Consider the following 24,068-nt stretch of genomic DNA (forward strand, 5'->3'; position numbering starts at 1 on the left):
TTAAGTTGAGCTTTGATAATTAATAATTAATCTTTTAAAAATATGTTTAAAAAATACTTTGTTTTTCCTATAGTTTTCCTCGGATTTATTATTCCGCTTACAGCTATGGCTGGCGATGCGTGTACTTCTGCTTACTACAATTACGGAGAGATTATTGAAGAGTATGATATTAATAGCAATAATAAAATTGAGTATTTAGAAGCCAAAAAAGCAATGGAGTATTATGATGAGCTTCCATCTAATTTAAGTTTAGATGGATTTATGGCTGTGATAAGATTTATGTTTTATGATTGTGTTATTCCGTCTGTTGAAAATGACCCAGCGTCTGGGACGCTTTCTACTTCCGCTACCCAAGTAAATGTCGGAGAGACAATCACGCTCACAGTTATAGGCAAAGATAATGATGGCCTGCAGAATCTTTGGGCACATTATCAGGGAAGTTGGCATAATAAGTCGGTTCAAGGCAAAGCGGCAGACGCAACTTTTTCATTTTCAGAGTCAAAAGCAGGGACATACACTTATAAAGGATATGTTTATGGTAGCCAACCAACAGGAATTAAAGAAACCGCTTGGACAGAACCCCCAAGCGTGACCGTTAAAGTAATCAATGTTGTTTTAAATAAACCCGACCTCACAATTACAAGCGCCGAGCTAAGCAATAATGATAACAAACTTTATTACACTGTTAAAAATCAAGGGAATGCCACAGCCCCAACATCAGAATCATTTTTTACAATAGACGGAGAACGAGGAGGCGTGGAGTATATCTCTTCTATGACAGCTGGCTCGTCTAAAATTTTCCATTTTAAAAATTGGGAATGCACACCAGCTCAATCTTATAGAATTGGCATTTGCGCTGATTGGGACCATAAAGTTTCTGAATCTAATGAGGATAATAATTGTTATAACATAACATTGAAATGTCCTGGGGCAATTCAAACAGATTGCCAAAGAGAGTATGGCCAAGAATATTGGTGCGCTAATTATGATGATTGGAAGCAAGAGTGTTCTGGTACAGGAAAGGCAAATTATTTGCCCAATGAAAAGAAGTGCCAGTTATCAGGCGGTGGAAGCGCCAATTATTGCGTGACATGTCAGCGAAATGATGATGATTCTGCTTCAGGAACATTGTCTGTTTCATCCACAACAGTTGAGCCGGGAGACAATATTACCCTGACCATCACTGGACAGGATGACAATGGACTGTATGCGCTTTTGGCTTATTACAAAGGCGAATGGCATAGAAAATTAGTGCAAGGAACAAGTGCAAGCGCCGACTTTTCGTTTTCAGAAACACAACCAGGGATTTATAGCTATTTAGGGTATATTTATGGCAAAACACTTAATGGTAATTTAGAGTTTGATTGGACCGAGCCGAGGGCTGTGACAGTCACTGTCCGTAGCGCCCAAGTTGAAGGACCGGATTTGATTATATCTTCAATAAGCACGAGTCCGAGCTCATTGACCACAGCAGATGAGGTTGATTTCAGGGTGACTATTAAGAATATTGGCACACAGCAGATGTCAGCGGTGAGCGGGGGGATTATAACAAAGGTATCGTCAAGCTCTATGGATGGGTCTGGTTATAGAATATGTGATGCAATGACAACTCGGCTTAAGGCAGGCGAAATCGCGACCATAGATTGTCCGATTGTCCAATCTCTTTCTGCTGGCAGCCACAGCTTTACATTTTTGACTGACTCAAGCAATAGATTGTCAGAAGGAAGTGAAACCAATAATGCGTTTTCAAAGAATATTACAGTTATAAGGGGATCTATTGGACAAAACGATCCTGTATCAGGAATATTTTCCACAAGCGCAACAAGTGTTGCGGAAAGGGGATTCTTTACTCTCAAAGTAATTGCGCAAGACGACCAAGGAGTGGACAAAATTAAGATTTATTATAAGGACTCATGGCACACATTTGATTGCGTTGGCCAGACATCCTGCACAAAGAGTTATGAATTATACGAATCAACAGCAGGAACATATACTTATTATGCTAAGGTCTATGGATATGATTTGAATAATAATTCAGAGAATACTGATACTGCCCCAAGTCAAGTTGTGGTTAGCGTGACTGCATTGAACATGGCTACTTGCACGGACTCTGATGGAGGCGCAAATTATTTTGTTAAAGGTAGTTCGTCTTCAAGCGTTTCTGGGGTTGAAGGGAGAGTCGATTGTTGCAAGGCATTATACTCAACTGAAATGGGTAATTCTGTGGACCATATTGGCCCAGGAGGAGGCCCTTGCGTAACCTCGGGTCTTTATCTATACGAAGCAATTTGTCAAAACGGAGTGCCTTATACCACGGTACATGCTTGTTCAAATGGATGTCAGGATGGTGTTTGCAGATAATTTATGAAGAAAATTTCTTTTCTAGAAAAAGTTTATCAAGTAGTGAAGAATATTCCTTGAGGGAAAATTTTGAGCTATAAAGATGTGGCGATTTGAAAACCCAAAAACCCGCCTCATGGCGGGTTTTTGGGTTTTGAGATAATCAATAATCAATTATCAATTATAAATTATCAATGATTAGTGATTATTTAATTGCCTCTTCTATTATTTTTTCAAATATTTTTGGCTGTTCTTGAGCTAATTGAGCCAAGATTTTTCTGTCTATTGCGATATTCTTTTTCTTAAGACCACCCATTAATTTGCTATAGGAAATATCTTGTTTTCTGGAACCAGCATTAATTTGAATCTGCCACAACTGCCTCTTCTCGCGTTTTCTTACCTTCCTATCCCTGTAATTATAAGACAGGGCATGGAGTAATGCTTCTTTTGCTAAAGTATATCTGTTTTTTCTGCCCCAGCGGAATCCCTTAGTTTGTTTTAATACACTTTTTCTCCGTTTGTGGGCCGTTGTTCCGCGTTTTACTCGTACCATGGATTAAATTGACATCAATTTTTTAATTTTTTTGGATTCAGAGTTCGGCAATTCCACCCATTTTCTTTTCTCTTGTATCTGATTTCCTGATTTTTTTGAGCGGAAATGATTTTGTCCGGTCGCTTTTCGTAAGATTTTCCCGCTTTTCGTTAGCTTAAATCTTTTGGTCAACGATTTTCTTGTCTTCGCCTTTCTTGTTTTCTGTGGCATTTTTTTGTCCTCGTTTAATAATAAGAATTAATATGTTCGGCAATTTTCTTGGAGGCAGCTCTGTCTCTATTGGAATTTGAGCCCCTAATATTTCTACGAATTTTTTTATTTGTTCTTCAGCGTGCTGACGCAATGCTTTCTCGCGCCCCCTTAATCGCAATTCTATTTTTATTTTATTTCCTTGTTTCAGGAATTTGTACGCCTGATTCGCCTTTGTTTCTATGTCGTGTAAAGAAGTATTGAATTTTATCCTTACCCCCTTGATTCCTCCGCTCTTCTGGCGGGACTGTTTCCCAGCTTTCTTTTTTAATTGATAAAGATATTTCCCAAAATCGCCTATCTTGCATATCGGTGGAGAAACCTTGTCTGTCACCTGTATTAAATCTAAACCGCGCTCGGAAGACATTTTGAGCGCTTGTTCCAGGGATAATACCCCTACTTGCTTATCGTCTTCGTCGATTAGCCTTACCTCTCTTACTTTTATTTGGTGGTTTAATAATGGTTTACTCTGAATACTTTTATAATTACTTATTTTAGTGGAGATGGTGGGATTCGAACCCACGTATAGGAAGGCGTTTGAATCGTTTCTACAAGCTTACCTTGATTGATATTGTCGGCCAGATGCCTTGAATCAAGGGAAAAAGCTTCTGGCTTAGGCCTGTTTTTGGCAATCCTTGTCGGCCAATTAAGGATTGCTTATCTCGATAAATTACACCCGTATTGCCTATCGAGAGTCAGCAAGACAGATGGGCGTTGATTATTGCTAATCAAGCGCCGACCAAAGCGTTATGCGTAAGCATAAGCTGGTCTTTGAAATAAGTTGGCACTTATTTGATTCTTGGAAGTTTAACCAGGTTCCAAGAGCTGGACTTGCGCAATTCATCAGCTATTTCCCATCGATGCCTTTCACCCCCGTTCTTTTAATTCTCTTCTGATGTCTTTTTGTGTTGTTCTCTTTTTGAGAACCTCTCTTTTGTCAACTTTGCCTTTGTGTTTGGCAATTGCTATCTCAATTTTTATTTTACCCTGCTTAGTATACATTCTTAAAGGCACTAATGTCAAGCCCTTTTGGGCTGATTTTCCTATTAAATGCTTGATTTCCGATTTATTTAGCAGTAACTTTCTCGTTCTTTTTTCGTTATAACTATTAGGAGTGTTGTTCGGTTGATATGGCGGAACGCTTGCGTTGAGGAGATATGGGTCTTCGTCTTTAAAAACCACAAAAGACCCTTGCAGATTGGCTCTGCCGAGTTTGATTGATTTTACCTCATAGCCGTTCAACACAATGCCTGCCTCAAATGTTTCTATCGGCATATAGTCGAAAAAGGCCTTTTTGTTTTCTGCTAAATTTTTTGCCATTATCTTATGGTATCATAAATGGGCAAAATATTAAGGGGACAGCGTTTTATTTCAAGCTTATTTAAGGTAGAATTATAGAATAATAACTAGAAAAGGTCGGCAAAAAAACAATTATTAATCATTGATTATTTGCCCGCCTCGGGCGGGTTAATTATTAAGAGATTCAACATGGAAGATACAAAACAATTTTTTCATAACAAACATCCTAAAGGGATTTTCAAGGCAGTTTTAGTCCTGCTCCTGCTCGCCTTGACTGTTTTTGTGTGTGTAGAAATTTCCAATAAAATAAAAATAGGCAGATATATTGGTCAGGATGTGGTTTCAAGGAATACCATCTCCGTTAGTGGAACAGGCGAAGTATATGCTAAGCCGGACTTGGCAATTACGAGTTTCACCGTGAAAACAGAAGCTAAAACAGTAGAGGGTGCGATGTCGGACAATACCGAGAAAATGAATGCTGTTATTAGTGCGATGAAAGGCGCTGGAGTTGAAGACAAGGATTTAAAGACAACTAATTTTAGGATTTCCCCTCGCTATGAATACAGAACTGATTACAGCGTTGAATCATTATCATTGCCAAGGCCACAGACAAGGGTTTTGGTTGGATATGATGTAACCCAGTCGCTTGAGGTTAAAATAAGGGATATGGCGAAAATTGGAGACATTATCCAGAAAGCGGTTTCTGCTGGAGCCAATCAGGCAGGCGGGCTTCAATTTACTTTTGATGACCCAGATGGTTTGAAGAATCAAGCAAGAGAAGAAGCGATTAATGAGGCAAAAGATAAAGCAGAGTTATTGGCGAAACAGCTTGGCGTGAGATTGTCCAAGATTACCAATTTTAGCGAAGGTGGCTATTATCCGCCGATTTATTATGATAGCGCGATAAGCGCCAAAGCAATGAGCGTAGAAGAATCTGTACCGCAGATAGAAACAGGGGAGAACAAAATCTCGGTAAATGTGACTATTACTTACGAGATAAATTAAGTTCTATCAGTGTCGCTCTATTAGTTTGTTATGGTTTGTTGGGGTTTGACCCCAATATTGCCAAAATTACGAGGCCGGGCCTCGTAATTTTCGTGAAACGCAGAAACCCTTACCAGATATGAAGATTCTCACAACGAGGCCGGGCCTCGTAATTTTTAGGGGAAAGTTATCCACAGGGGGAAGGGGTTAAATATGGAAAAAGGTTGACAAGGGTTAAGCAGGAGGATTATACTAAAGGTAGGATAATTAACTCTAAAAATATGTACAATAAAGGCGTTAAAAGCGGGAATAATGGCGATTCGCAAGGGAGAGCTCTTGGCTCTGGTGGCTATGGCGGTGGCACAGGCGGATATGTTGTTGCTAAAGGACTTACGGCAGGATATGTTGGGGAAAAAGATGAGGGACGAGCTGAAACTGCTGTTTTTAGAGGAGATCATTCGGGCAGAGGAGACGTTTCGTTTTGAGTAGGATTTAAAATAATAAAAGACATTTTTGAAATTAGATAAAACGCTTTTTAAGCGTTTTGTTTTTGTTTGAATGTCCATTGCGAATGTTTAGAGGTTGAACCTCTAAACATTCTGAAATCTTAGCAACGAGACCCGTCCTCTTTATGAGGACGGGTCTCGTTGTAGTCGTAACTTTTGCTCATATTTGGAATATGAGATAAAATTAAATATATGAAAGAATGTATGAGAAAATGTATGAAGAATTGTTTCGTAGTCAATTTGAAGGGAGAGAAAGAACCATTTTCTTTGGCAAAGGTTTTTAGAAGCGCCCAGCAATCAGGTGCTTCAAAGGACTTGGCGCAAAAAATTGCTATTGAAATAGAGAGGAACATTTATTCGGGTATAAAAACCAGCGAGATTTTTAAGCAAGTCAATCAACTTCTCAAAAAAGAGGACAAGCAATCAAGCTTGAGATTCAGCTTAAGAGAGGCAATGAGAAAATTAGGCCCAAGCGGGTTTCCTTTTGAAAAATATATAGACGATATTTTTTCCGCTCATGGATATGAGGTATCGCTGAACCGGAAAATTAAAGGAAAATTCGCAATGCACGAAATTGATTTCCTGGCGAGAAATGAGAAAGTCCTGTATGTTGGAGAATGTAAATATCGTATTTCTCCCGGAGAAAGAATCGATTTGGCGATATTATTGGCGTTCTACGCCAAATTTTTAGACCTTAAAAACAGCAATTATTTTAATTTGCCGAAAAGCATCGCTTTATTACCGATTATGGTTACCAATGCAAAATTCAGTTCACAGGCAGTTAGATATGCTAATGGCGTTGGGATAGAACTTTTAGGATGGAAGCATCCTCTGAACAAAGGACTGGAATATATGATTGAGGCGGAACAACTCTATCCAATTACGATTTTGCCTTCATTCAAGGGGTATTTAATGGAATCATGTTCGCGAGCGAAAATAATGTTGGCAAGAGATGTTTTAGCAGAAAGCCCGGAACAAATCGCCAGAATTATAGGCATTGAAAAGAATAGAATTTTGCCATTGGTCAATGATGCCAAGACTTTATTGGGTTAGCCAAGAAAAGAATTAGATACCGCTTTTATGCGGTTTTTGGTTTTACAAAACCATATTTTAAGGTTAAACTGGAAAAATATGGATAAAGAGAAATTAGCAGGCCTTATCAAAAAGGCGATTTTAATAGCTCAAAAAGAAGGAAAGCTTCCTGATTTTAATATTCCGGAAATCTTGATAAATTATTCTGAAAAACAGGAATATGGGGATTATAATACAGCGATAGCATTTTCCATTGCCAAACAAATTAACCAGACCCCAGAAATAGTGGCAAAAATTTTGGCAGATTATCTGGCGCAGGAAGAAGAAACAAAATCCGCAAAAGCAAAAGAAGGTTTTGTGAATTTTTATTTTTCAGATAAAGAGATGCAAGATTCTTTGAATATTATTTTAAGACAGAAAGATAAATACGGCTCCAGCAAAAAAGGAAAAGGCAAGGTAATGGTGATAGATTATTCTGCTCCTAATATTGCTAAGCCATTTGGAGTCGGTCATCTCCGCTCTACAATCATTGGACAGGCGATATATAATTTGTATAAATTTTTGGGTTGGAAATGCATCGGCGACAATCATCTCGGCGATTGGGGCACCCAATTTGGCAAACTCATAACAGCAATAAAAAAATGGAACAAAAGACCATTAAAGGACTTATCTGTCTCTGATTTGCAGGAATTATATGTTAGATTTCATACTGAAGCAGAAACCAAGCCAGAGTTTTTAGAAGAATCAAGACAATGGTTTAAAAAACTTGAACAAGGAGATAAAGAAGCCAGACAAATTTGGAAAATATGCGTTAATACAAGCATAAAAGAGTTTGACAAGGTATATGATATTCTCGGCGTAAAAATAGACAAAGTATTGGGAGAAAGTTTTTATGAGGACAAGATGGAAGAAGTGATTGATAATGCCAAAAGAAAAAGCATTACCCAAGAAAGCCAAGGCGCATTGGTAATTATGCTACCTGGGATAAGTGTTCCGCTGATGCTTTTAAAATCAGATGGAGCCACTACCTATGAAACAAGGGATTTGGCAACTATTAAATATAGGTTGAAAAAATGGAAACCAGACCTAATTATCTATGAAGTCGGGGCTGACCAAAAACTTCATTTTGAAAAAGTGTTCAAAACAGCAGAAATGCTTGACTACAAAAAAGGCGTTGAGTTTAAGCATATTGCTCATGGCTTGATTCGCTGGGAAGACCGAAAGTTCTCCACTAGAAAAGGAGACACCATCGGCTTAGAAGAGGTCTTAAACGAAGCAATCAAAAGAGCTGAATACATTATTATGAAACCAAAAGAAGGCGAGAATATCAGCGCTGAACAAAAAGAACAAATTGCCAGACAAGTTGGAATCGGAGCGGTAAAATACAATGATTTGTCCCGCCAACCAGAAAGAGATGTTATATTTGATTTAGACAGAATGGTAACGCTTGATGGCAATTCAGGCCCTTATCTTCAATATACTGCTGTGCGATGCCAAAGCGTTTTAGACAGAGCAGGAAAAATAAACAAAGTGATAAAAGAAATTAAATTAAATTCAGAAGAAAAATCCATTATCCGTCTTTTAAAAATCTTTCCAGAGATTGTAAAAGAAGCAGCTGAAAAATTTTCTCCGAACTTGATTTGCAATTTTGCTTTTGAGTTGGCGCAAAAATATAATATTTTCTATGAGAAGTGCCAGATTTTGAACGCTGACAGCGAACAGCAAAAAGAGCTCCGCCTTGCTATTACAACTGCGACAAGGCAGGTTTTGGAGAATAGCTTAAAATTATTAGGGATAGTTATCCCTGAAAGAATGTAAAATATGGAAATAATTTTTCCCAAAATTGAAGAAAAAATAATAAAGTTTTGGAAAGAAAACCGCATTTTCGAAAAATCCTTGGACAAAAAAGGAGGAGATTTTATTTTTTATGAAGGGCCCCCGACTGCCAACGGAAAGCCGGGCGTGCACCATGTTTTAGCAAGGACATTTAAAGATATAATTTGCCGTTATCAGACAATGAAAGGAAAAAGGGTTTTAAGAAAGGCAGGTTGGGATGTCCACGGCCTTCCGGTTGAGTTGGAAGTTGAAAAACAGCTTGGATTGCAGGACAAAAAGGGAATAGAGGAATACGGTGTAGCGCAATTTAACGAAGAATGTAAAAAATCTGTTTGGAAATATGCCAGCGAATGGAAAGAGCTTACTGAAAGAATTGGTTTTTGGTTGGATTTAGAAGACCCATATGTCACTTCTGACCCTTATTATATGGAAAGCGTTTTTCATATAATTAAAATGGTTTGGGAAAAAGGGTTATTGTATCAGGATTATAAGGTTTTGCCATATTGTCCGCGTTGTGGCACAGGACTTTCATCCCATGAAGTGGCGCAAGGATACAAGAAGATAGCGGAGAAGGCGGTATATGTGAAATTCAAAGCCAAAAGCCAAAAGCCAAAAGCCAAAAATTCATTCAAAATTCAAGATAATACCTATTTGTTGATTTGGACAACAACTCCATGGACCTTGCCAGCAAATGTGGCAATAGCAATTAATCCAAAAATAGATTATGTAAAAGTAAAGAAAGATAACGAATATTTAATTTTAGCCAAAGAAAGACAAGCGGTTTTGGGAGAAAATTTTGAAATCATAGAAGAATTGAAAGGCAAAGATTTAGTCGGATTAAATTATTCTCCGCTGTTTGATGAAAGCGTTGTTTCTATTTCAACAGAGGGAAAAAATATTTATCAGGTCTTGCCAGCGAATTTTGTAACCATAAGCGAAGGCACTGGGTTGGTTCATATCGCCCCTGCTTTTGGTCAGGATGATATGGAGCTTATAAAAAGCCAAAACACAAAACACAAAACACAAAATAGAAAGCAAGATAACGAAAACCGAGAGTTTCCGGTTCTTTTGACAGTTGATGAAAGCGGGAGATTCAAACCAGAAGTAAAAGAGTGGGCAGGAATGTTTGTTAAAGACGCAGACCCATTGATTATTGGATATTTAAAACAAAAAGGGCTTTTATTTAAAGAAGAACTTTATGAGCACGACTATCCGTTTTGTTGGAGGTGCGACACCCCTCTTTTATATTATGCGAAAAAGAGTTGGTTTATAAAGACAACAGAAATTAAGAATAAATTAATAAGCAATAATCAGAAAATTAATTGGATACCTTCTCATATAAAAGACGGAAGATTTGGCGAATGGTTGAATGAGCTTAAGGATTGGGCTATTTCCCGCGAAAGATATTGGGGCACTCCTTTGCCTATTTGGAAATGTCAAGAATGCGACAAAGAAATCGTTATTGGCTCAAGAAATGATTTATTAGAACAAACATTTACTACTAACAAATATTTTGTACTAAGGCACGGAGAGGCCATTTCTAACGCAGAAAATTTCTTTTCTTCTTGGCCTGAAATCAAGGAGGTTCCTTTAACAGATAAAGGAAGGAAAGAGATAGAAAAACAGGCGCCATTAGTGAAGCGTAATAAAATTGATTTGATAATTGCGTCAGATGTTTTAAGGACTTCGCAAACTGCAAAAATAATGGCAGATGCGCTTGGGGTTGAAGTAATATATGACGAACGATTACGCGAAATAGATATTGGCTCATTAAATGGAAAACCAGCACAAGAGGGAGCTAATTATTTTAATCCCAAAAACAAAATAAGCTTTAGCGAAGTTTCTTTGAGAAAGTTCAAACACGGATTTCCGGAAGGAGAAAATTATTTAGATGTTAAGCTAAGGATGCTGGATTTTCTAAATGACATCAATAAAAAATATAAGAATAAAAAGATATTGATAGTCAGCCATGAAATTCCAATTATGATGTTTGAAAGCATTGTCCTTGGCTTGACCGCGAAAGAGTTTGTTGATAGTTGGGATAACCTCTCTGTGAAAACCGGCGAATTTAAAGAATTAGATTTTCGCGCTTTTCCATATAATAAGGAAGGAGAATTGGATTTTCATAAGCCATATATTGATGAAATAAAGTTTGTTTGCCCTAAATGCGGGGAAATAATGCAGAGAACGCCGGAAGTTATTGATTGCTGGTTAGATTCAGGTTCAATGCCGTTTAGTCAAGGGCATTGGCCGTTCGCTCAAGCGCAAAATGCAAAACGCAAAATGCAAAACAACAACATAAAATTCAAAGCGCAAGAATCCCATCCGCCGGAGTTTTTTCCGGCTGATTATATTTCAGAAGCAATAGACCAAACAAGAGGATGGTTTTACACTCTTCTTGCAATTTCCACTTTATTAGGGTTCGGGCCGAGTTATAAAAATGTGGTTGTTTTGGGGCATGTGTTAGACGAAAATGGCCAAAAAATGTCCAAATCCAAGGGCAATGTTGTTGACCCTTGGAAGATTGTGGAGAAATATGGAGCAGATTCTTTAAGATGGTATCTTTATACTGTTAATCAGCCAGGAGACCCGAAATTGTTCAATGAGAAAGATATTGACAGCGCTCTTAAGAAATTTATTCTTACATTATGGAATTGCTATATTTTCTTCCAGACATACAGGCCAAAGGATTTAGATTTAAATTCGAATAAGCCGGACACAAGCAATTTGCTCGATAAATGGATATTGTCTAAACTTAATAATTTAATTACACAAGCAACAGTCAATCTTGATAATTATAACATAACTACTGCAGCGCGCTTAATTGAAAATTTTGTTATAAACGATTTATCATTGTGGTATATCAGGCGGTCTCGTAACCGCTTACAGAGACCTAAAAACCAGAAAGAAGCTGAAGAATGTGCCTCTGTCTTGGCAAATGTTCTTATTGAGATTTGCAAATTAACTGCGCCGTTTATTCCTTTTTTGAGTGAAGAAATTTACCGAGGATTAAAAGGAGAGAATAAAAGTGTTCATTTGGAAGACTGGCCCAAACTAGATAAAACAAGAGCAGACGAGGATTTAGAGAAAGATATGAATATAGTTAGGGAAATCGTTGCAGAAGGACTTAAGATGAGGAGTGATAAGGGGATTAAGGTGAGGCAACCACTTTCAAAACTAAAAATCAAAAGCCAAAAGCCAAAAATAGAAAAAGATTTATTAGAACTTATAAAAGATGAGTTGAATGTTAAGGAAGTAGAGTTAAAAGATGGAATTATTAGTCAGGGGAACTGGGAATTGGAATATGATTTTGAGATTACAGAAGAACTAAAGAGCGAGGGCATTATAAGAGATATTGCAAGGCAGGTTCAAGATATGAGGAAAAAAGCAGGATGTAAGCCAGAGGATAAAATTAAGATTTATTATTCTACAGAAGGGAGTTTATCAGAATTGATTACCCATAGAAAACAAGAAATATTATCTCAAGTTGTAGCAGAGGACATAATTTCTTCAAAAGAAAACAAAGGACTAAAAATAGAGTCAATCTCAAAAATAGATGGGCAGGAGCTTTGGTTAGGGATAAAATTATAGTAGAATAGATATATGGCGATTCCGAAATTTTTAAAAACTTTTTTAACTACGCCCAGCACTAATTCCAAGCCATCTGTGGGTAGTTTTGGCGCAAAACGGGCTCCTGAAGTAGAGATTACAAAACGTGCTGGTGGTGATAAAGGGCTTTTTAAAGGAAAGCCATTTTTAAGAAGAATTGAGTTTCGTCGTGCATTAAAAAAAGCTCCGGAAAAATTGCCTGGAGTAGTCGGCGGATTTATGGAGAAGGAAAGAATGGCTCTTGAAGAATTGTTTCCAAAAGAGAAATTTGGAGAATATATTACGCCTTATGAAGTTAATCGTCGTTTAAAGAATTTGAAGCGCGAAATGGTTCGCGAAAGAGATATAGGCAGGAAGCTTGAAAAAAGAAAACAAATGCAGTATTTAGAAGCATTAAAAGGAAAACAAGAAGAAAATGAGAAATAAAATATTGGCTATTATTATAGTTGCTTTTTTGGTTTTAGGAGCAATTGGATATTGGTTGTATCAGAGAAATGATTATTCCAAAGAGATTTTGCGTTTGGATATTTTGGGTCCGGAAACTGTTTCCGCAGGAGGAGAAGTGGAATACAGCGTAAGAATTAAAAATAACGGCGATGTTCGGTTGGAAGAACCTCGTCTTATTTTTGAATTTCCAGAATCCGCTCAGCCAATGAATGGTGAAGGGTTAAGAATAACAAAAGAAAGCGATGCCTTTGATGATAGTTCGATATATCCAGGTCAGGAGAAAATTTTTCGGTTTAAGGCAGTAATTTTAGGCAAGCAGGGAGAATTAAAGGAAGCCAAGGCAATTGTTTCTTACCGTCCGAAAAATATTAAAGCAAGATATGTTTCAAGAACCAGCCATTTAATGACCATTAATGAAGTTCCTTTGACCTTTGAATTTGATATCCCTTCAAGCGTTGGCGGAAGCCAGGAATTAAATTTTTCTTTAAATTATTTTTCCAGCATTGACTATCCTTTGTCTGATTTACAGATTAAAATCACTTATCCTTCAGATTTTTCTTTGAAAGAAACAGACCCGAAAGGGCTTTCTAACACTGAATGGAGTATACCATTGTTGAACAAAGCGGAAGGCGGAAGAATTGATATAAAAGGAAGCTTGTCAGGAGAGGTTGGTTCAACAAAGATATTCAAGGCAGAGCTCGGTATGTGGAAAGATGGAAATCTTATAGTGATTAAAGAGACAATGAAACAAGTGAAAATTGTAGAGCAGTCATTATATATCACTCAAACAATCAATAGTTCCCCTGAATATGCTGCTACGCCCGGAGACCTGCTTCATTATGAGATTACATTTAGGAATATAGGGACATTTCCTTTGCAAAACTTATTTTTAGCCAGCAAACTTAATAGCCAGTTATTCGATTTTGAGACGATTAAAACGCCAGATGGCCAAACCCAATCAGGAGATAATTCCATAATTTGGGATTGGCACAAGATTCCCAAATTACAATTTTTAGACGCAGGAGAAGAGGGTGTGGTTGAGTTCTGGGTTGAGCTGAAAAAAGAAGTGAGCGGAATGAGCAGCGCAAAAATAGAAAGCGAGATTATTTTAGGACAGACAAGGAGAAAGTTTGTTAATAAAGTCAATGCCAACCTAGAGTTTGTTCAAAATGTGTTTGTGGATGATGAGATATTCGGTAGTAATGCAAATTTCCCACTTGAAGTTAATAAAGAGGGTAATTTTACTATTATTTGGAAAATAAAAAATTATTATAATCCAGTAAAAGGAGCTAATGTAAGGGCTGTTTTGCCAATAGGCGTTAATTTGACAGGACAAATAATGCCCCAGAAACTTAGTTTTGACCCAGAAACAAGAGAAATAATCTGGACAGCCGGTGATTTGACGGCAAATCAGGGGATTGATGAACTGCTCCAACTGGCCTTTCAGGTTATACTGAAACCAAACGCCAGTCAGAAAGGGAAATTCGTTGAATTAGTTGAAAGCACAGTGTTTAGCGGATTTGATGAATGGACCGAAAGGAGCTTACAAACAGAATCTTCAATTTTGACTACCGAAGTTTTTGGCGATAATGGAAAAGTAAAGTAAAAATATGGATTTAATGCAAAAAATTATATCTCTTTCAAAACGCAGGGGATTTATATTCCCTTCTTCTGAAATTTACGGCGGATTCGGGTCCAGTTATGATTTTGGACCCCTGGGAGCGTTATTGAAAAACAATATCAAAAAAGCGTGGTCAGACGAAATGTTAAAGAAGCAAAATAATATTGTCGGTCTTGATGCTGCGATTTTGATGTCTCCTAAGGTCTGGGAGGCCTCAGGCCATCTTACTGCAGGATTTGCCGATGAATTAGTAGAATGTTTATCTTGCCACAAAAGATTTCGTGTAGATGAAATGAAGAAAGACAAATGTCCGGAATGCGGAGGAGAGATTACAAGTCCGAAGCAATTCAATTTAATGATGAAAACATTTGTCGGCTCTGTTGAGGATGAAAGCGCAATTGCTTATTTGCGCGCTGAAACCTGCCAGGGAATTTATATTAACTTTAAAAATGTTTTGGGTTCAATGAGATTAAAACTCCCATTTGGCATTGCCCAGATTGGGAAATCGTTCCGGAATGAAATTACCACCAAAAATTTTATTTTCCGGATGAGAGAGTTTGAACAAATGGAGATGCAATGGTTCTGCCATCCAAAAGAAGCGGATAAATGGTTTGAATATTGGAAAGAGCAAAGATTGAATTGGTATCTTGATTTAGGCGTGAAAAAAGAAAATTTAAAAATGTTGGAAATTCCTGATGGCGAAAGAGCGCATTATGCCAAAAGACAGATTGATTTGGAATATAATTTTCCATTTGGTTGGCATGAAATTGAAGGAATCCATAACCGCGGAGATTGGGATTTGTCCCAACACCAGAAACATAGCGGCGAGAACTTGAGCTATAAAGACCCGGAAACAGGAGAAGAATATATTCCTCATATAATTGAGACATCAGTTGGGGTTGAAAGAAGTTTGTTGGCGTTTTTTACAGAAGCATATCAGGAGGTTTCTGGCGGAAGGACAAAAACCACAGAAGCGACCAAAGAAGAGGAAATAATCTTGAAACTTGATAAAAAATTAGCGCCGATTAAAGTGGCGATTTTGCCTTTGGTTAAAAATAAACCGGATATTTCTAAAAAAGCTCAAGAAATATACCAACTTATGAAACCACATTTTATGGCACAATACGATGAGTCCGGCTCTATTGGCAGGAGATACCGCAGACAGGACGAAATAGGAACGCTTTACTGCGTAACCATTGATTTTGATACATTGGATGATAATGATGTCACGGTCCGCGACAGGGACACAATGAAACAAAAAAGAGTGAAAATAGGCAAACTCTTGGAATACCTCTCTGAAAAATTAAACTAAGACGATTAAGTCAGATAGCAAAGATATGGCTGATGAAAAAATGGTATTTGCTGATAGTGAAAAATGTCAATGAAAAATGGTTTCAACTCTAATTTTTATACCATTTTTCTTTTGCATTTTCTCACATTTTTTTCTTCGTATGACACTATTTTTTCCATTCCATTTTCGACTTGACTTGGTGTTTGTGATATCATATAATTGAACTGGAAAATACCTTAAAGCCTATTTCCAGTCCATATATGGATAAAAAACCAACTAAAGGCGAATATTTAGATGTTTTGTTACGCTCTCAGAAGACCATCTTTTCTACCAAAGATGTTGCTTTGTTATGGGGAGAAGAAAGAGAGCAAATAATTACTGGACGATTAAATAAATATGTCAGAGCCAGTAAATTAATCAGGGTTCGACGCGGACTCTACGCCAAAGACAAAGATTATAATCGTTTTGAATTGGCAACTCGTATTTATACTCCCGCATACATTAGCTTCGAGACGGTATTGACCCGCGCCGGAATAAATTTTCAATACTATGAAAGTATTTTCGTCGCATCCTATATAACTCGGGAAATTAGCGTTGGTAGCCAGAAAATTTCCTTTATTCGGATGAAAGATTATGTGTTGAGCAATATTATCGGCATCAAGCACGAAGATGGTATTGCTACGGCGACTAAAGAGCGCGCTTTTTTGGATAGGATATATGTCAGCAAGGATTATCATTTTGATAATTTAGATGCGTTGGATTGGGATAAGGTATTTGAAATTTTGCCCATATACAACAATAAGAGGATGGAGAAAAAAGTCGGAAAATATTTTGAACATTATAAGGCCACAAAATAAAATACTTGTGACGAGTTTATTCAACCATGACATTAGATTATTTAAAACATAAAAATATACTACTTCAGATTTTGAAGGACATTTACTCTGACACGTCGATTGCTCCTTATTTGGGGTTTAAGGGTGGCACAGCTACTCTCCTGTTTTATGAATTGAATCGCTATTCGGTTGATTTAGATTTTGACTTACTTGATGAAAGTAAAGAGCAGTCCGTGTTTGATAAAATCCAAAAAATCGCCACTGTCTATGGGAGAATTATTGAATCACGGATTAAGCGTTTCAATTTGATTAATATAATCTCTTATGACACAAAATCCCAGAATATTAAAATTGAGGTAAATAGGCGAGATTTTGGTTCACGATATGAATTGAAAACTCTGCTTGGCATTTCAATGTTGGTCATGGTTAGGGAAGATATGTTCGCCCATAAACTCATGGCCATGTATGAACGAGTTGGCAAAACAAGTCGCGATATTTATGATGTCTGGTTTTTCTTGAAGAACAACTGGCCGGTGAACAAAGAAATTATTGAACAAAGGTCTGGTTTGCCTTTTAATGAACTTCTACAAAAGTGCGCAGAACAGTTAGAGAAAATGGATAATCGGAATATTCTGGTTGGCTTGGGCGAATCTCTTATCGAATCACAGAAAGATTGGGCTCGGGCAAAACTTCGAACAGAAACAATTTTTTTATTGAGAGCTCGATTAGAAAGTGAAAGATAAATTTATATAAAAAGAAAAAAATGACAAAAGGAGAAAACGATTTTGATGTGGCTGTTATTGGCGCTGGTCCGGCTGGGATGATTGCTGCAGGCAGGGCCGGAGAACTTGGCGCAAAAGTAATTTTGCTGGAAAAGAACAAGAAGCCGGGCAGAAAGTTGATTTTAACCGGCAAAGGCAGATGTAATTTTACTAATGCCGAGTTTAATTTGAATAAGTTTGTTGAAAATTACGGCAAGAATGGAAAATTTTTATTCCATTCCTTTTTTGTTTTTGGGCCGCAAAAAGTTATTAAGTTTTTTGAAAAACTTGGAGTAAAAACAAAAATTGAAAGAGGAAAAAGGGTCTTTCCGAAAAGCGATGACGCAGACGATATATTGAAATCGTTGATTAAGTATTTACTAAAAGGAAGAGTGAAAATCTCTTATAATTCGGAAGTAATCGGAATTGAACAACGGAAAAACAGAATTCAAAAATTAATTTTGAAGGACAGCGAAATTTTTGCTAAAAAATATATTTTTTGCACAGGAGGAAAATCGTATTCTTTGACCGGCTCAACTGGCGATGGATTTAAATGGGCGAGTGATTTGAAACATAAAATTGAAGAGTTATCCCCTGCCTTAGTGCCGATAAAGATAAAGGAAAGTTGGGTGTGGGAGCTTCAAGGGTTGGGCTTGAAAAATGTGGAAATAAGCGCTTGGCAGAATGATAAAAAACAATGTAGCGCATTTGGCGAATGCCTGTTCACTCATTTCGGCTTGAGCGGACCGATTATCTTGGATATAAGTAAGCAAGTTGGGGAGTTGTTGAAAAATGGAAAAGTAAAAATAGCCATTGATTTAAAACCAGCATTGGATTCAATAAAATTAGACGAACGCATTAAAAGGGATTTTCAAAAATATCAGAATAAATCATTTAAAAATTCTTTAGATGATTTATTGCCTCGTAAATTAATAGGCATTGTAGTGAAAATGTCTAAAATAGACCAAGAGAAAAAAGTAAACAGTATAACCAAAGAAGAAAGACATCGCGTGGCAAAAATTTTAAAAAATTTGGAAATGACTGTGGAGGGATTATTGGAATTTGATTCAGCGATAGTCACCAAGGGAGGGGTTTGTCTGAAAGAAATAGATAGTCAAACAATGAAGTCAAAGATAATTGACAATTTATATTTTGCCGGCGAAATTATTGATATAGACGGACCAACTGGCGGATTCAATCTCCAGTCATGCTGGAGCACTGGTTTTTTGGCAGGCGAGAGTGCTGTGAAAGAAAAATAATGCGATTAACATATGTCGTTGGATTTAAATATATTTTTTTTCTTAAATGGGTTGACGGACAAATCGCGTGTTTTTGATATTATTGTTATTTTTTTCGCCCAATATATCCAATATTTTTTAGTTGTTTTATTTTTCATTTTTCTTTTTTATTGCTTGAAAAATAAGCAGGAAAAAATTCGTGCTTTTTTGACAACTATTGTCTCCATTATTGTATCTCGTGTCTGTATCACAGGACTTATTCGTCTTTTTTATCATCGTCCAAGGCCGTTCATTTTTAATAGTATTCATCAATTGATATTTTCTAACGGATATTCTTTTCCCTCTGGGCATTCGGCATTTTTTTTCGCAATGGCAACAGCGATTTATTTTTACAATAAAAAATTGGGTATAACTTTTTTTATTGCAGCGATATTTATGAATATGAGCCGTGTTATCTCTGGGGTTCACTATCCTTCTGACATTGTGGGTGGAATGATTATAGGCATAATATCCGCGTTATTTGTGCGTTTTTTCACAGAAAAAAGATTTAATAAAAAATTAGAGATTCATTAATATATTTTTTTAATTGTTAATAACTTTTTCTATTGACACGCATTGTGTGTAATCTATTATTAATAATAGAAAGGGATATTAAGGGTTGGTCTCCTTACCGCCTTTCATTGAAAACGGTTTAGCAAGGTAGAGAATAATTATATTATTCTCTTTGCCCCAGACGGCCGTTGGTCAAATGCCAGCAAAGAAAAAGAAAAAGAAATAAAACAAAAGGCACCCTTGAGGTGCCTTTTGTTTTGGCTCGCATCGCGTGTTTCTTTTTTTAGGCACCTCTGGATAAGTCCACTTGACAGCTTTTTTAGTTAGAATATAATCTTTTTCAGAATGGTTTTATGAGGTTGGTCTCTCATAATCATTCGGATAATATATTGGACTTGAGAATATCAGAGAGAAAGATTTTTCTCAAGATATTAGTGAGCCCATAAAAATAATGATTAACGACGAATTATTATTCGACGACTGGGATAATGAGTCCGAAGAAGAGGAAGTTGAAGGACTATCTCTAGAAGAGGATGAAGAGGATCTCGGAGAAGACAAAGAGTCAGAAGATGAGGAATAGATAATAAGAAACAAAGAATAAAGAAGCGTCGTAATTGGCGCTTCTTTATTCTTTGTTTTGCCTAAGTGTGATATTGTAAAATAGCGGTAATCAATCATTTCAATTATTGCTCATATGTATCAGAAAACAGTTTTAAAAAACGGATTAAGAATAATTACTGTGCCGGATAAAAACACTCAAGCAGTGACGGTTTTGTTTTTGGTAAAAACAGGAAGCAAAAATGAAACAAAAGAGACAAATGGCATCTCTCATTTTTTAGAGCATATGCTTTTTAAGGGCACAAAAAAACGCCCTACTTCCACAGATGTCGCTGAATCGCTGGACAAGGTGGGCGGGAGTTACAACGCTTTTACGAGCGAAGAATACACAGGGTATTTCGCTAAAGTGGAGGCGTCTCATTTTGATTTGGCGCTGGATTGGGTGGCAGACATTTATTTAAATTCTATTTTGCCTGAAAAAGAAATGAGAAAAGAGAAAGGAGTGATTGTAGAGGAAATCAATATGTATCATGATAATCCAATGGCGCATATCGTGAACCTCTGGAAGAAATTGCTTTATGGAGACCAGCCAGCTGGATGGAGCGTGGCAGGAGAAAAATCAAGCGTAAGAGGAATTACCAGACAAGAACTATTATCTTATTGGAGAACCCATTATACTACTTTAAATTCATTGGTCTGTATAGCTGGGAATTTTGACACACCGGAAGCAAAGAAAAAAATAAGGGAATATTTTTCTAAATTATCAAAAGGCAAAATCCGCCCCAAGCCGAAAGTAATTGAAAGCCAGAAAAAACCGAATTCATTGATTTATTTTAAAAAGACCGACCAAACGCACCTTTGCCTTGGAGTCAGAGCGTATAACTTATTTCATCCAAAAAGATATGCTATGGAATTATTAGCTATAATGTTGGGAGGGATGATGAGCTCCCGCTTGTTTATAGAAGTGCGGGAAAAACTTGGACTCGCTTATTATATTGTCACCTTGCCAGAGAGCGACCCAAACACAGGATTCCTTTTAACAAGAGCAGGAGTGGATAATAAAAATGTTGATAAGGCAATCAGGGCGATTCTGGGGGAATATAAGAATATGAAAGAAAAAACCGTGTCAAAAGCAGAGCTCCAGAAAGCCAAGGATTATATCAAGGGCAAGATGGCGCTTTCATTGGAAGCGTCTGACGCATTAGCTTCTTTTTATGGAGCACAGGAGCTTTTACAAAATAAAATTTTGAGCCAAAAGCAAATTTTTAAAGAGATTGATAAAATTAAACCAGAGGATATATTAGAAGTCGCTCAAGATATTTTTCAGCCCGAGAAATTAAACCTTGCCTTGCTCGGTCCGTTTAAAGACAAAAAGATATTTGAAAACTTACTAAAAGAGTTCTAATATTAATATAATAAACAAGCGACACAATGAACGAGGATGGGCAAATAGATTATATTTCAGACAGCATGGGTGGAACTAATGGCTCCCGTGTTTTAGATATTTCCTGGGCAACTATTTTAAAAATTATATCTGCATTAGCCGTAATTTATTTTGTTTTTTTGGTAAGAGATATTCTTATTTGGTTTATTTTTGCATTGGTAATTTCTATTCTATTTAATCCAGCCATAAATTTTCTTCGTAAATTTCGCATCCCAAGAGTACTGGCGGCAATCTTGATTTATTTGAGCACCTTTGTTTTTCTTGGAGTGTTTATATACATCCTCGCTCCTTTGCTTTTTTCGGAATTACAACATTTTAGCGTCAACCTACCGACATATTTTGACCAAGCATCCCCGTATTTCAGCGGTTTAAAAATAGAGGCATTGCAGAACTTCCAGTCATTCACCGAAGCATTGGGCAGAGGCCTGTCCAGCGCCTCATCCAATATATTCACTGCCATTGGAGCAATCTTTGGAGGGATTGTGACTACAATAGTCATTTTTTCTATTGCTTTTTTTCTGTCGCTTGAAGAAGAGGGCTTGGCAAAAGCAATAATGCTCGTTTTCCCGCACCGCTATAAAACAAAAATTTTGACTGTTTGGCAGAGAAGCCAGAAAAAAGTGGCTGCTTGGTTTGGTGTGAGAATTATTTGTTGTTTTTTCATAGGTCTGGCAACAGGAATCGCTTGCTATGCTTTGAATATTAAGTATGCCGCCTTTTTCGGTCTTTTTGCCGGCGTTTTTAATATAATTTTAACAATTGGTCCGTTTTTGAGCGGGACTGCTATTTCATTGTTTATTTTAACAATCGCTGGTTTGCCAAAAGCAATTATTTTTCTCATCATATTCTTTGTCGCGCAAGAGATAGAAAACTATATCATTATGCCGATTTTAAGCAAAAGATTTTTACGGCTTTCACCTTCGCTTGTTTTGATATCTTTATTAGTTGGCGCTAAGCTCTGGGGACTTTTGGGAGCGATTTTAGCCATCCCCTTAGTGGGAATGTTTTTTGAGATTATTCAAGGATTTCTTGAAAAAAAAGAGGCCATAGAACAGCGGTTATTGTGAATTAAAATGCCAGAATTTTTTGTTATTGCAACTCCAATAGGGAATCTTCAAGACATATCTTTCCGGGCCCTTGAAGTGCTGAAAAGGGCTGATTTTATTTTATGCGAAGACACAAGGGTGAGCCAAAAATTATTAAATCATTTCGAGATAAGAAAGCCATTGATAAGCTATCATCAACATTCGAAATTAGCAAAAATAGAATCAATCATAGAATTATTAAACAATGGCAAAAATATTGCTCTTATAAGCGATGCTGGCACGCCTGGCATATCCGACCCAGGGAACAAGTTGATACAAGAAATAACTCAAGCGCTGGGTGAGAGAGTGAGCATTATACCAATACCCGGACCATCTGCGCTCGCAACAATCGCTTCAGTGGCAGGCATCTCTATGGACAAGTTTTTATTTCTTGGTTTTCCGCCCCAGAAAAAAGGAAGAAATAAGTTTTTTAAAGAAGTTATTGATTCTAAATATCCGGTAATTCTTTACGAATCACCCTACAGGATTATAAAGTCCCTCAAACAACTCCAAGAGTTAGACATTGAAATTGAGGCGATTGTTGGCAGAGAGCTGACCAAGAAGTTTGAAACAATTTATCGCGGAAGAATTGACAAAGTGATTGAAAAGATAGAAAAAGATAAGATAAAAGGAGAATTCGTTGTTATTGTGAAAAGAAATGGAAAAGAAAAATAAAAAATTCTATATCTCAACTGCGCTTCCTTATGTTAATTCTGCTCCACATATAGGGTTTGCATTGGAAATAATACAGGCAGATGTTTTGGCGCGATATCATCGCATTTTGGGCGACGAGGTTTTCTTTTTAACAGGCACTGATGAGAATGGGTTAAAAATTTCCCTGGCAGCCGAAGAAGCGGGAATATCAGTTGAAGAGTTTGCTAAAAATAATGCTGAAAAATTTCGTGAGCTCAAAGAAATTCTCAATTTATCCTTTGATGATTTTATAAGAACTACTGAGGAAAGGCATATTAAGGCGGTCTATAAATTATGGCAGGAGTGTAAAAAGGATATTTATAAAAAGAAGTATAAGGGTCTTTATTGCGTAGGGTGCGAACGATTCTATAAACAAGAAGAACTAATTGACGGATTGTGTCCGGAACACAAGACAAGACCAGAGCTTATAGAAGAAGAGAATTATTTTTTTAAGCTTTCTAAATATGAAGAACAGCTTAAGGGCTTAATAGAAAAAGATATATTAGAAGTTGTTCCGCAAACCCGCAAAAATGAAGTATTGGGCTTTATTAATAAGGGGCTTGAAGATATTTGTATTTCCCGCTCGTCTGAAAGGGCGCGAAATTGGGGCATCTCTGTGCCCGACGACCAGACACAGAAAATTTGGTGTTGGTTTGACGCGGTTATAAACTACATCAGTGCTTTAGGATATGGGATTGATGATAAAAATTTCCAGCAATGGTGGCAGGAAAATAACAATAAAATTCATGTTATTGGAAAAGGGATTTTAATTTTTCATGCCCTTTACTGGCCTGCAGCCCTTTTGTCAGCTGGGTTATCGCTGCCTAATATTCTATTTGTCCACGGCTATGTCGCTGTGGGAGGGCAGAAAATGTCTAAAAGTTTGGGAAATATTGTTGACCCAAAAGAATTAGTAGGAAAATATGGAATAGATGTGGCGAGATATTTCTTTTTAAGAGAGGCGTCTCCTTTTGATGACAGCGATTTTACTATTGAAAAATTTGAAGAAAGATATAATGCGGATTTGGCGAAGGGATTGGGGAATCTTGTTGCGAGAGTTGTTACTCTTGCAACAAAACCCAAAACCCAAAACCCAAAAGCCAAAACCACAATTCAAAATTCAAAATTAGAAGA

The 24,068-nt window shown here is 37.0% G+C and carries 21 protein-coding genes and 1 other RNA gene; 17 read left to right on the forward strand and 5 right to left on the reverse strand.

The features are described from left to right. Nucleotides 1-42 precede the first annotated feature (42 nt). The gene (locus tag KJ562_00690) at nt 43-2,361 is read left to right on the forward strand and encodes a hypothetical protein (protein ID MBU3964242.1); all 2,319 of its coding nucleotides are present in this window, start codon (nt 43-45) and stop codon (nt 2,359-2,361) included. Nucleotides 2,362-2,545: 184 nt separating this feature from the next. On the opposite strand, the gene rplT is transcribed toward KJ562_00690, so the two are convergent. The 5 genes from rplT to smpB all read right to left on the reverse strand — a co-directional run bounded on the left by rplT (nt 2,546) and on the right by smpB (nt 4,462). Beyond that, complete coding sequence (rplT, locus tag KJ562_00695; protein ID MBU3964243.1) at nt 2,546-2,893, reverse strand: 50S ribosomal protein L20; 348 nt, start codon at nt 2,891-2,893, stop codon at nt 2,546-2,548. Between the two features lie 3 nt (nt 2,894-2,896). Next, nucleotides 2,897-3,103: a 50S ribosomal protein L35 gene (locus tag KJ562_00700; GenBank protein ID MBU3964244.1), complete on the reverse strand. Its 207-nt coding sequence runs from the start codon at nt 3,101-3,103 to the stop codon at nt 2,897-2,899. After that, nucleotides 3,048-3,665 (reverse strand): translation initiation factor IF-3, encoded by a 618-nt coding sequence (infC, locus tag KJ562_00705; protein ID MBU3964245.1) that lies wholly within the window; start codon nt 3,663-3,665, stop codon nt 3,048-3,050. The genes KJ562_00700 and infC overlap by 56 nt, the downstream gene beginning before the upstream one ends. After that, nucleotides 3,638-4,017: a transfer-messenger RNA gene (gene ssrA / locus KJ562_00710) on the reverse strand. Before ssrA ends, infC begins: the two co-directional genes overlap by 28 nt. Continuing rightward, complete coding sequence (gene smpB, locus KJ562_00715; GenBank protein ID MBU3964246.1) at nt 4,010-4,462, reverse strand: SsrA-binding protein SmpB; 453 nt, start codon at nt 4,460-4,462, stop codon at nt 4,010-4,012. The genes ssrA and smpB overlap by 8 nt, the downstream gene beginning before the upstream one ends. 168 nt (nt 4,463-4,630) lie before the next feature. On the opposite strand from smpB, the gene KJ562_00720 reads away from it, so the two are divergent. The 16 genes from KJ562_00720 to metG form a co-directional block, all read left to right on the forward strand. Further along, on the forward strand, nt 4,631-5,446 hold the full coding sequence (locus KJ562_00720; protein MBU3964247.1) for an SIMPL domain-containing protein: 816 nt from the start codon (nt 4,631-4,633) through the stop codon (nt 5,444-5,446). A 260-nt stretch (nt 5,447-5,706) separates the two neighbouring features. After that, a complete protein-coding gene (locus KJ562_00725) occupies nt 5,707-5,910 on the forward strand; it encodes a hypothetical protein (GenBank protein MBU3964248.1) in 204 nt (67 codons plus the stop codon). A 237-nt stretch (nt 5,911-6,147) separates the two neighbouring features. Further along, complete coding sequence (locus tag KJ562_00730) at nt 6,148-6,984, forward strand: hypothetical protein (GenBank protein MBU3964249.1); 837 nt, start codon at nt 6,148-6,150, stop codon at nt 6,982-6,984. 78 nt (nt 6,985-7,062) lie between these two features. Beyond that, the gene (gene argS, locus KJ562_00735) at nt 7,063-8,781 is read left to right on the forward strand and encodes an arginine--tRNA ligase (protein MBU3964250.1); all 1,719 of its coding nucleotides are present in this window, start codon (nt 7,063-7,065) and stop codon (nt 8,779-8,781) included. 3 nt (nt 8,782-8,784) lie between these two features. Then, nucleotides 8,785-12,390: a class I tRNA ligase family protein gene (locus KJ562_00740; protein ID MBU3964251.1), complete on the forward strand. Its 3,606-nt coding sequence runs from the start codon at nt 8,785-8,787 to the stop codon at nt 12,388-12,390. Nucleotides 12,391-12,402: 12 nt separating this feature from the next. Next, the gene (locus KJ562_00745; protein MBU3964252.1) at nt 12,403-12,834 is read left to right on the forward strand and encodes a hypothetical protein; all 432 of its coding nucleotides are present in this window, start codon (nt 12,403-12,405) and stop codon (nt 12,832-12,834) included. Next, nucleotides 12,824-14,461: a hypothetical protein gene (locus KJ562_00750; protein MBU3964253.1), complete on the forward strand. Its 1,638-nt coding sequence runs from the start codon at nt 12,824-12,826 to the stop codon at nt 14,459-14,461. The genes KJ562_00745 and KJ562_00750 overlap by 11 nt, the downstream gene beginning before the upstream one ends. 4 nt (nt 14,462-14,465) lie before the next feature. Continuing rightward, nucleotides 14,466-15,788 (forward strand): glycine--tRNA ligase, encoded by a 1,323-nt coding sequence (locus KJ562_00755; GenBank protein MBU3964254.1) that lies wholly within the window; start codon nt 14,466-14,468, stop codon nt 15,786-15,788. A gap of 239 nt (nt 15,789-16,027) precedes the next feature. Then, nucleotides 16,028-16,624 (forward strand): hypothetical protein, encoded by a 597-nt coding sequence (locus KJ562_00760; protein MBU3964255.1) that lies wholly within the window; start codon nt 16,028-16,030, stop codon nt 16,622-16,624. A 26-nt stretch (nt 16,625-16,650) separates the two neighbouring features. Continuing rightward, complete coding sequence (locus KJ562_00765) at nt 16,651-17,346, forward strand: nucleotidyl transferase AbiEii/AbiGii toxin family protein (GenBank protein MBU3964256.1); 696 nt, start codon at nt 16,651-16,653, stop codon at nt 17,344-17,346. A gap of 20 nt (nt 17,347-17,366) precedes the next feature. Continuing rightward, entirely contained in the window at nt 17,367-18,623 is a 1,257-nt protein-coding gene (locus tag KJ562_00770) for an NAD(P)/FAD-dependent oxidoreductase (GenBank protein ID MBU3964257.1), read from the forward strand. A 12-nt stretch (nt 18,624-18,635) separates the two neighbouring features. Beyond that, nucleotides 18,636-19,175 (forward strand): phosphatase PAP2 family protein, encoded by a 540-nt coding sequence (locus KJ562_00775; GenBank protein MBU3964258.1) that lies wholly within the window; start codon nt 18,636-18,638, stop codon nt 19,173-19,175. A gap of 673 nt (nt 19,176-19,848) precedes the next feature. Next, entirely contained in the window at nt 19,849-21,117 is a 1,269-nt protein-coding gene (locus tag KJ562_00780) for an insulinase family protein (protein ID MBU3964259.1), read from the forward strand. A gap of 26 nt (nt 21,118-21,143) precedes the next feature. Then, nucleotides 21,144-22,223, forward strand: coding sequence for an AI-2E family transporter (locus KJ562_00785; GenBank protein ID MBU3964260.1), 1,080 nt, complete (start codon nt 21,144-21,146; stop codon nt 22,221-22,223). Between the two features lie 6 nt (nt 22,224-22,229). Further along, the gene (gene rsmI, locus KJ562_00790) at nt 22,230-22,916 is read left to right on the forward strand and encodes a 16S rRNA (cytidine(1402)-2'-O)-methyltransferase (protein ID MBU3964261.1); all 687 of its coding nucleotides are present in this window, start codon (nt 22,230-22,232) and stop codon (nt 22,914-22,916) included. Further along, on the forward strand, nt 22,900-24,068 hold a 1,169-nt coding region (gene metG / locus KJ562_00795), incomplete at its 3' end, for a methionine--tRNA ligase (protein MBU3964262.1). The genes rsmI and metG, both read left to right, overlap by 17 nt.

This window comes from Patescibacteria group bacterium (genome assembly GCA_018900835.1).
In the GTDB taxonomy this organism is placed as follows: Bacteria; Patescibacteriota; Minisyncoccia; order Minisyncoccales; family PEYH01; genus PEYH01.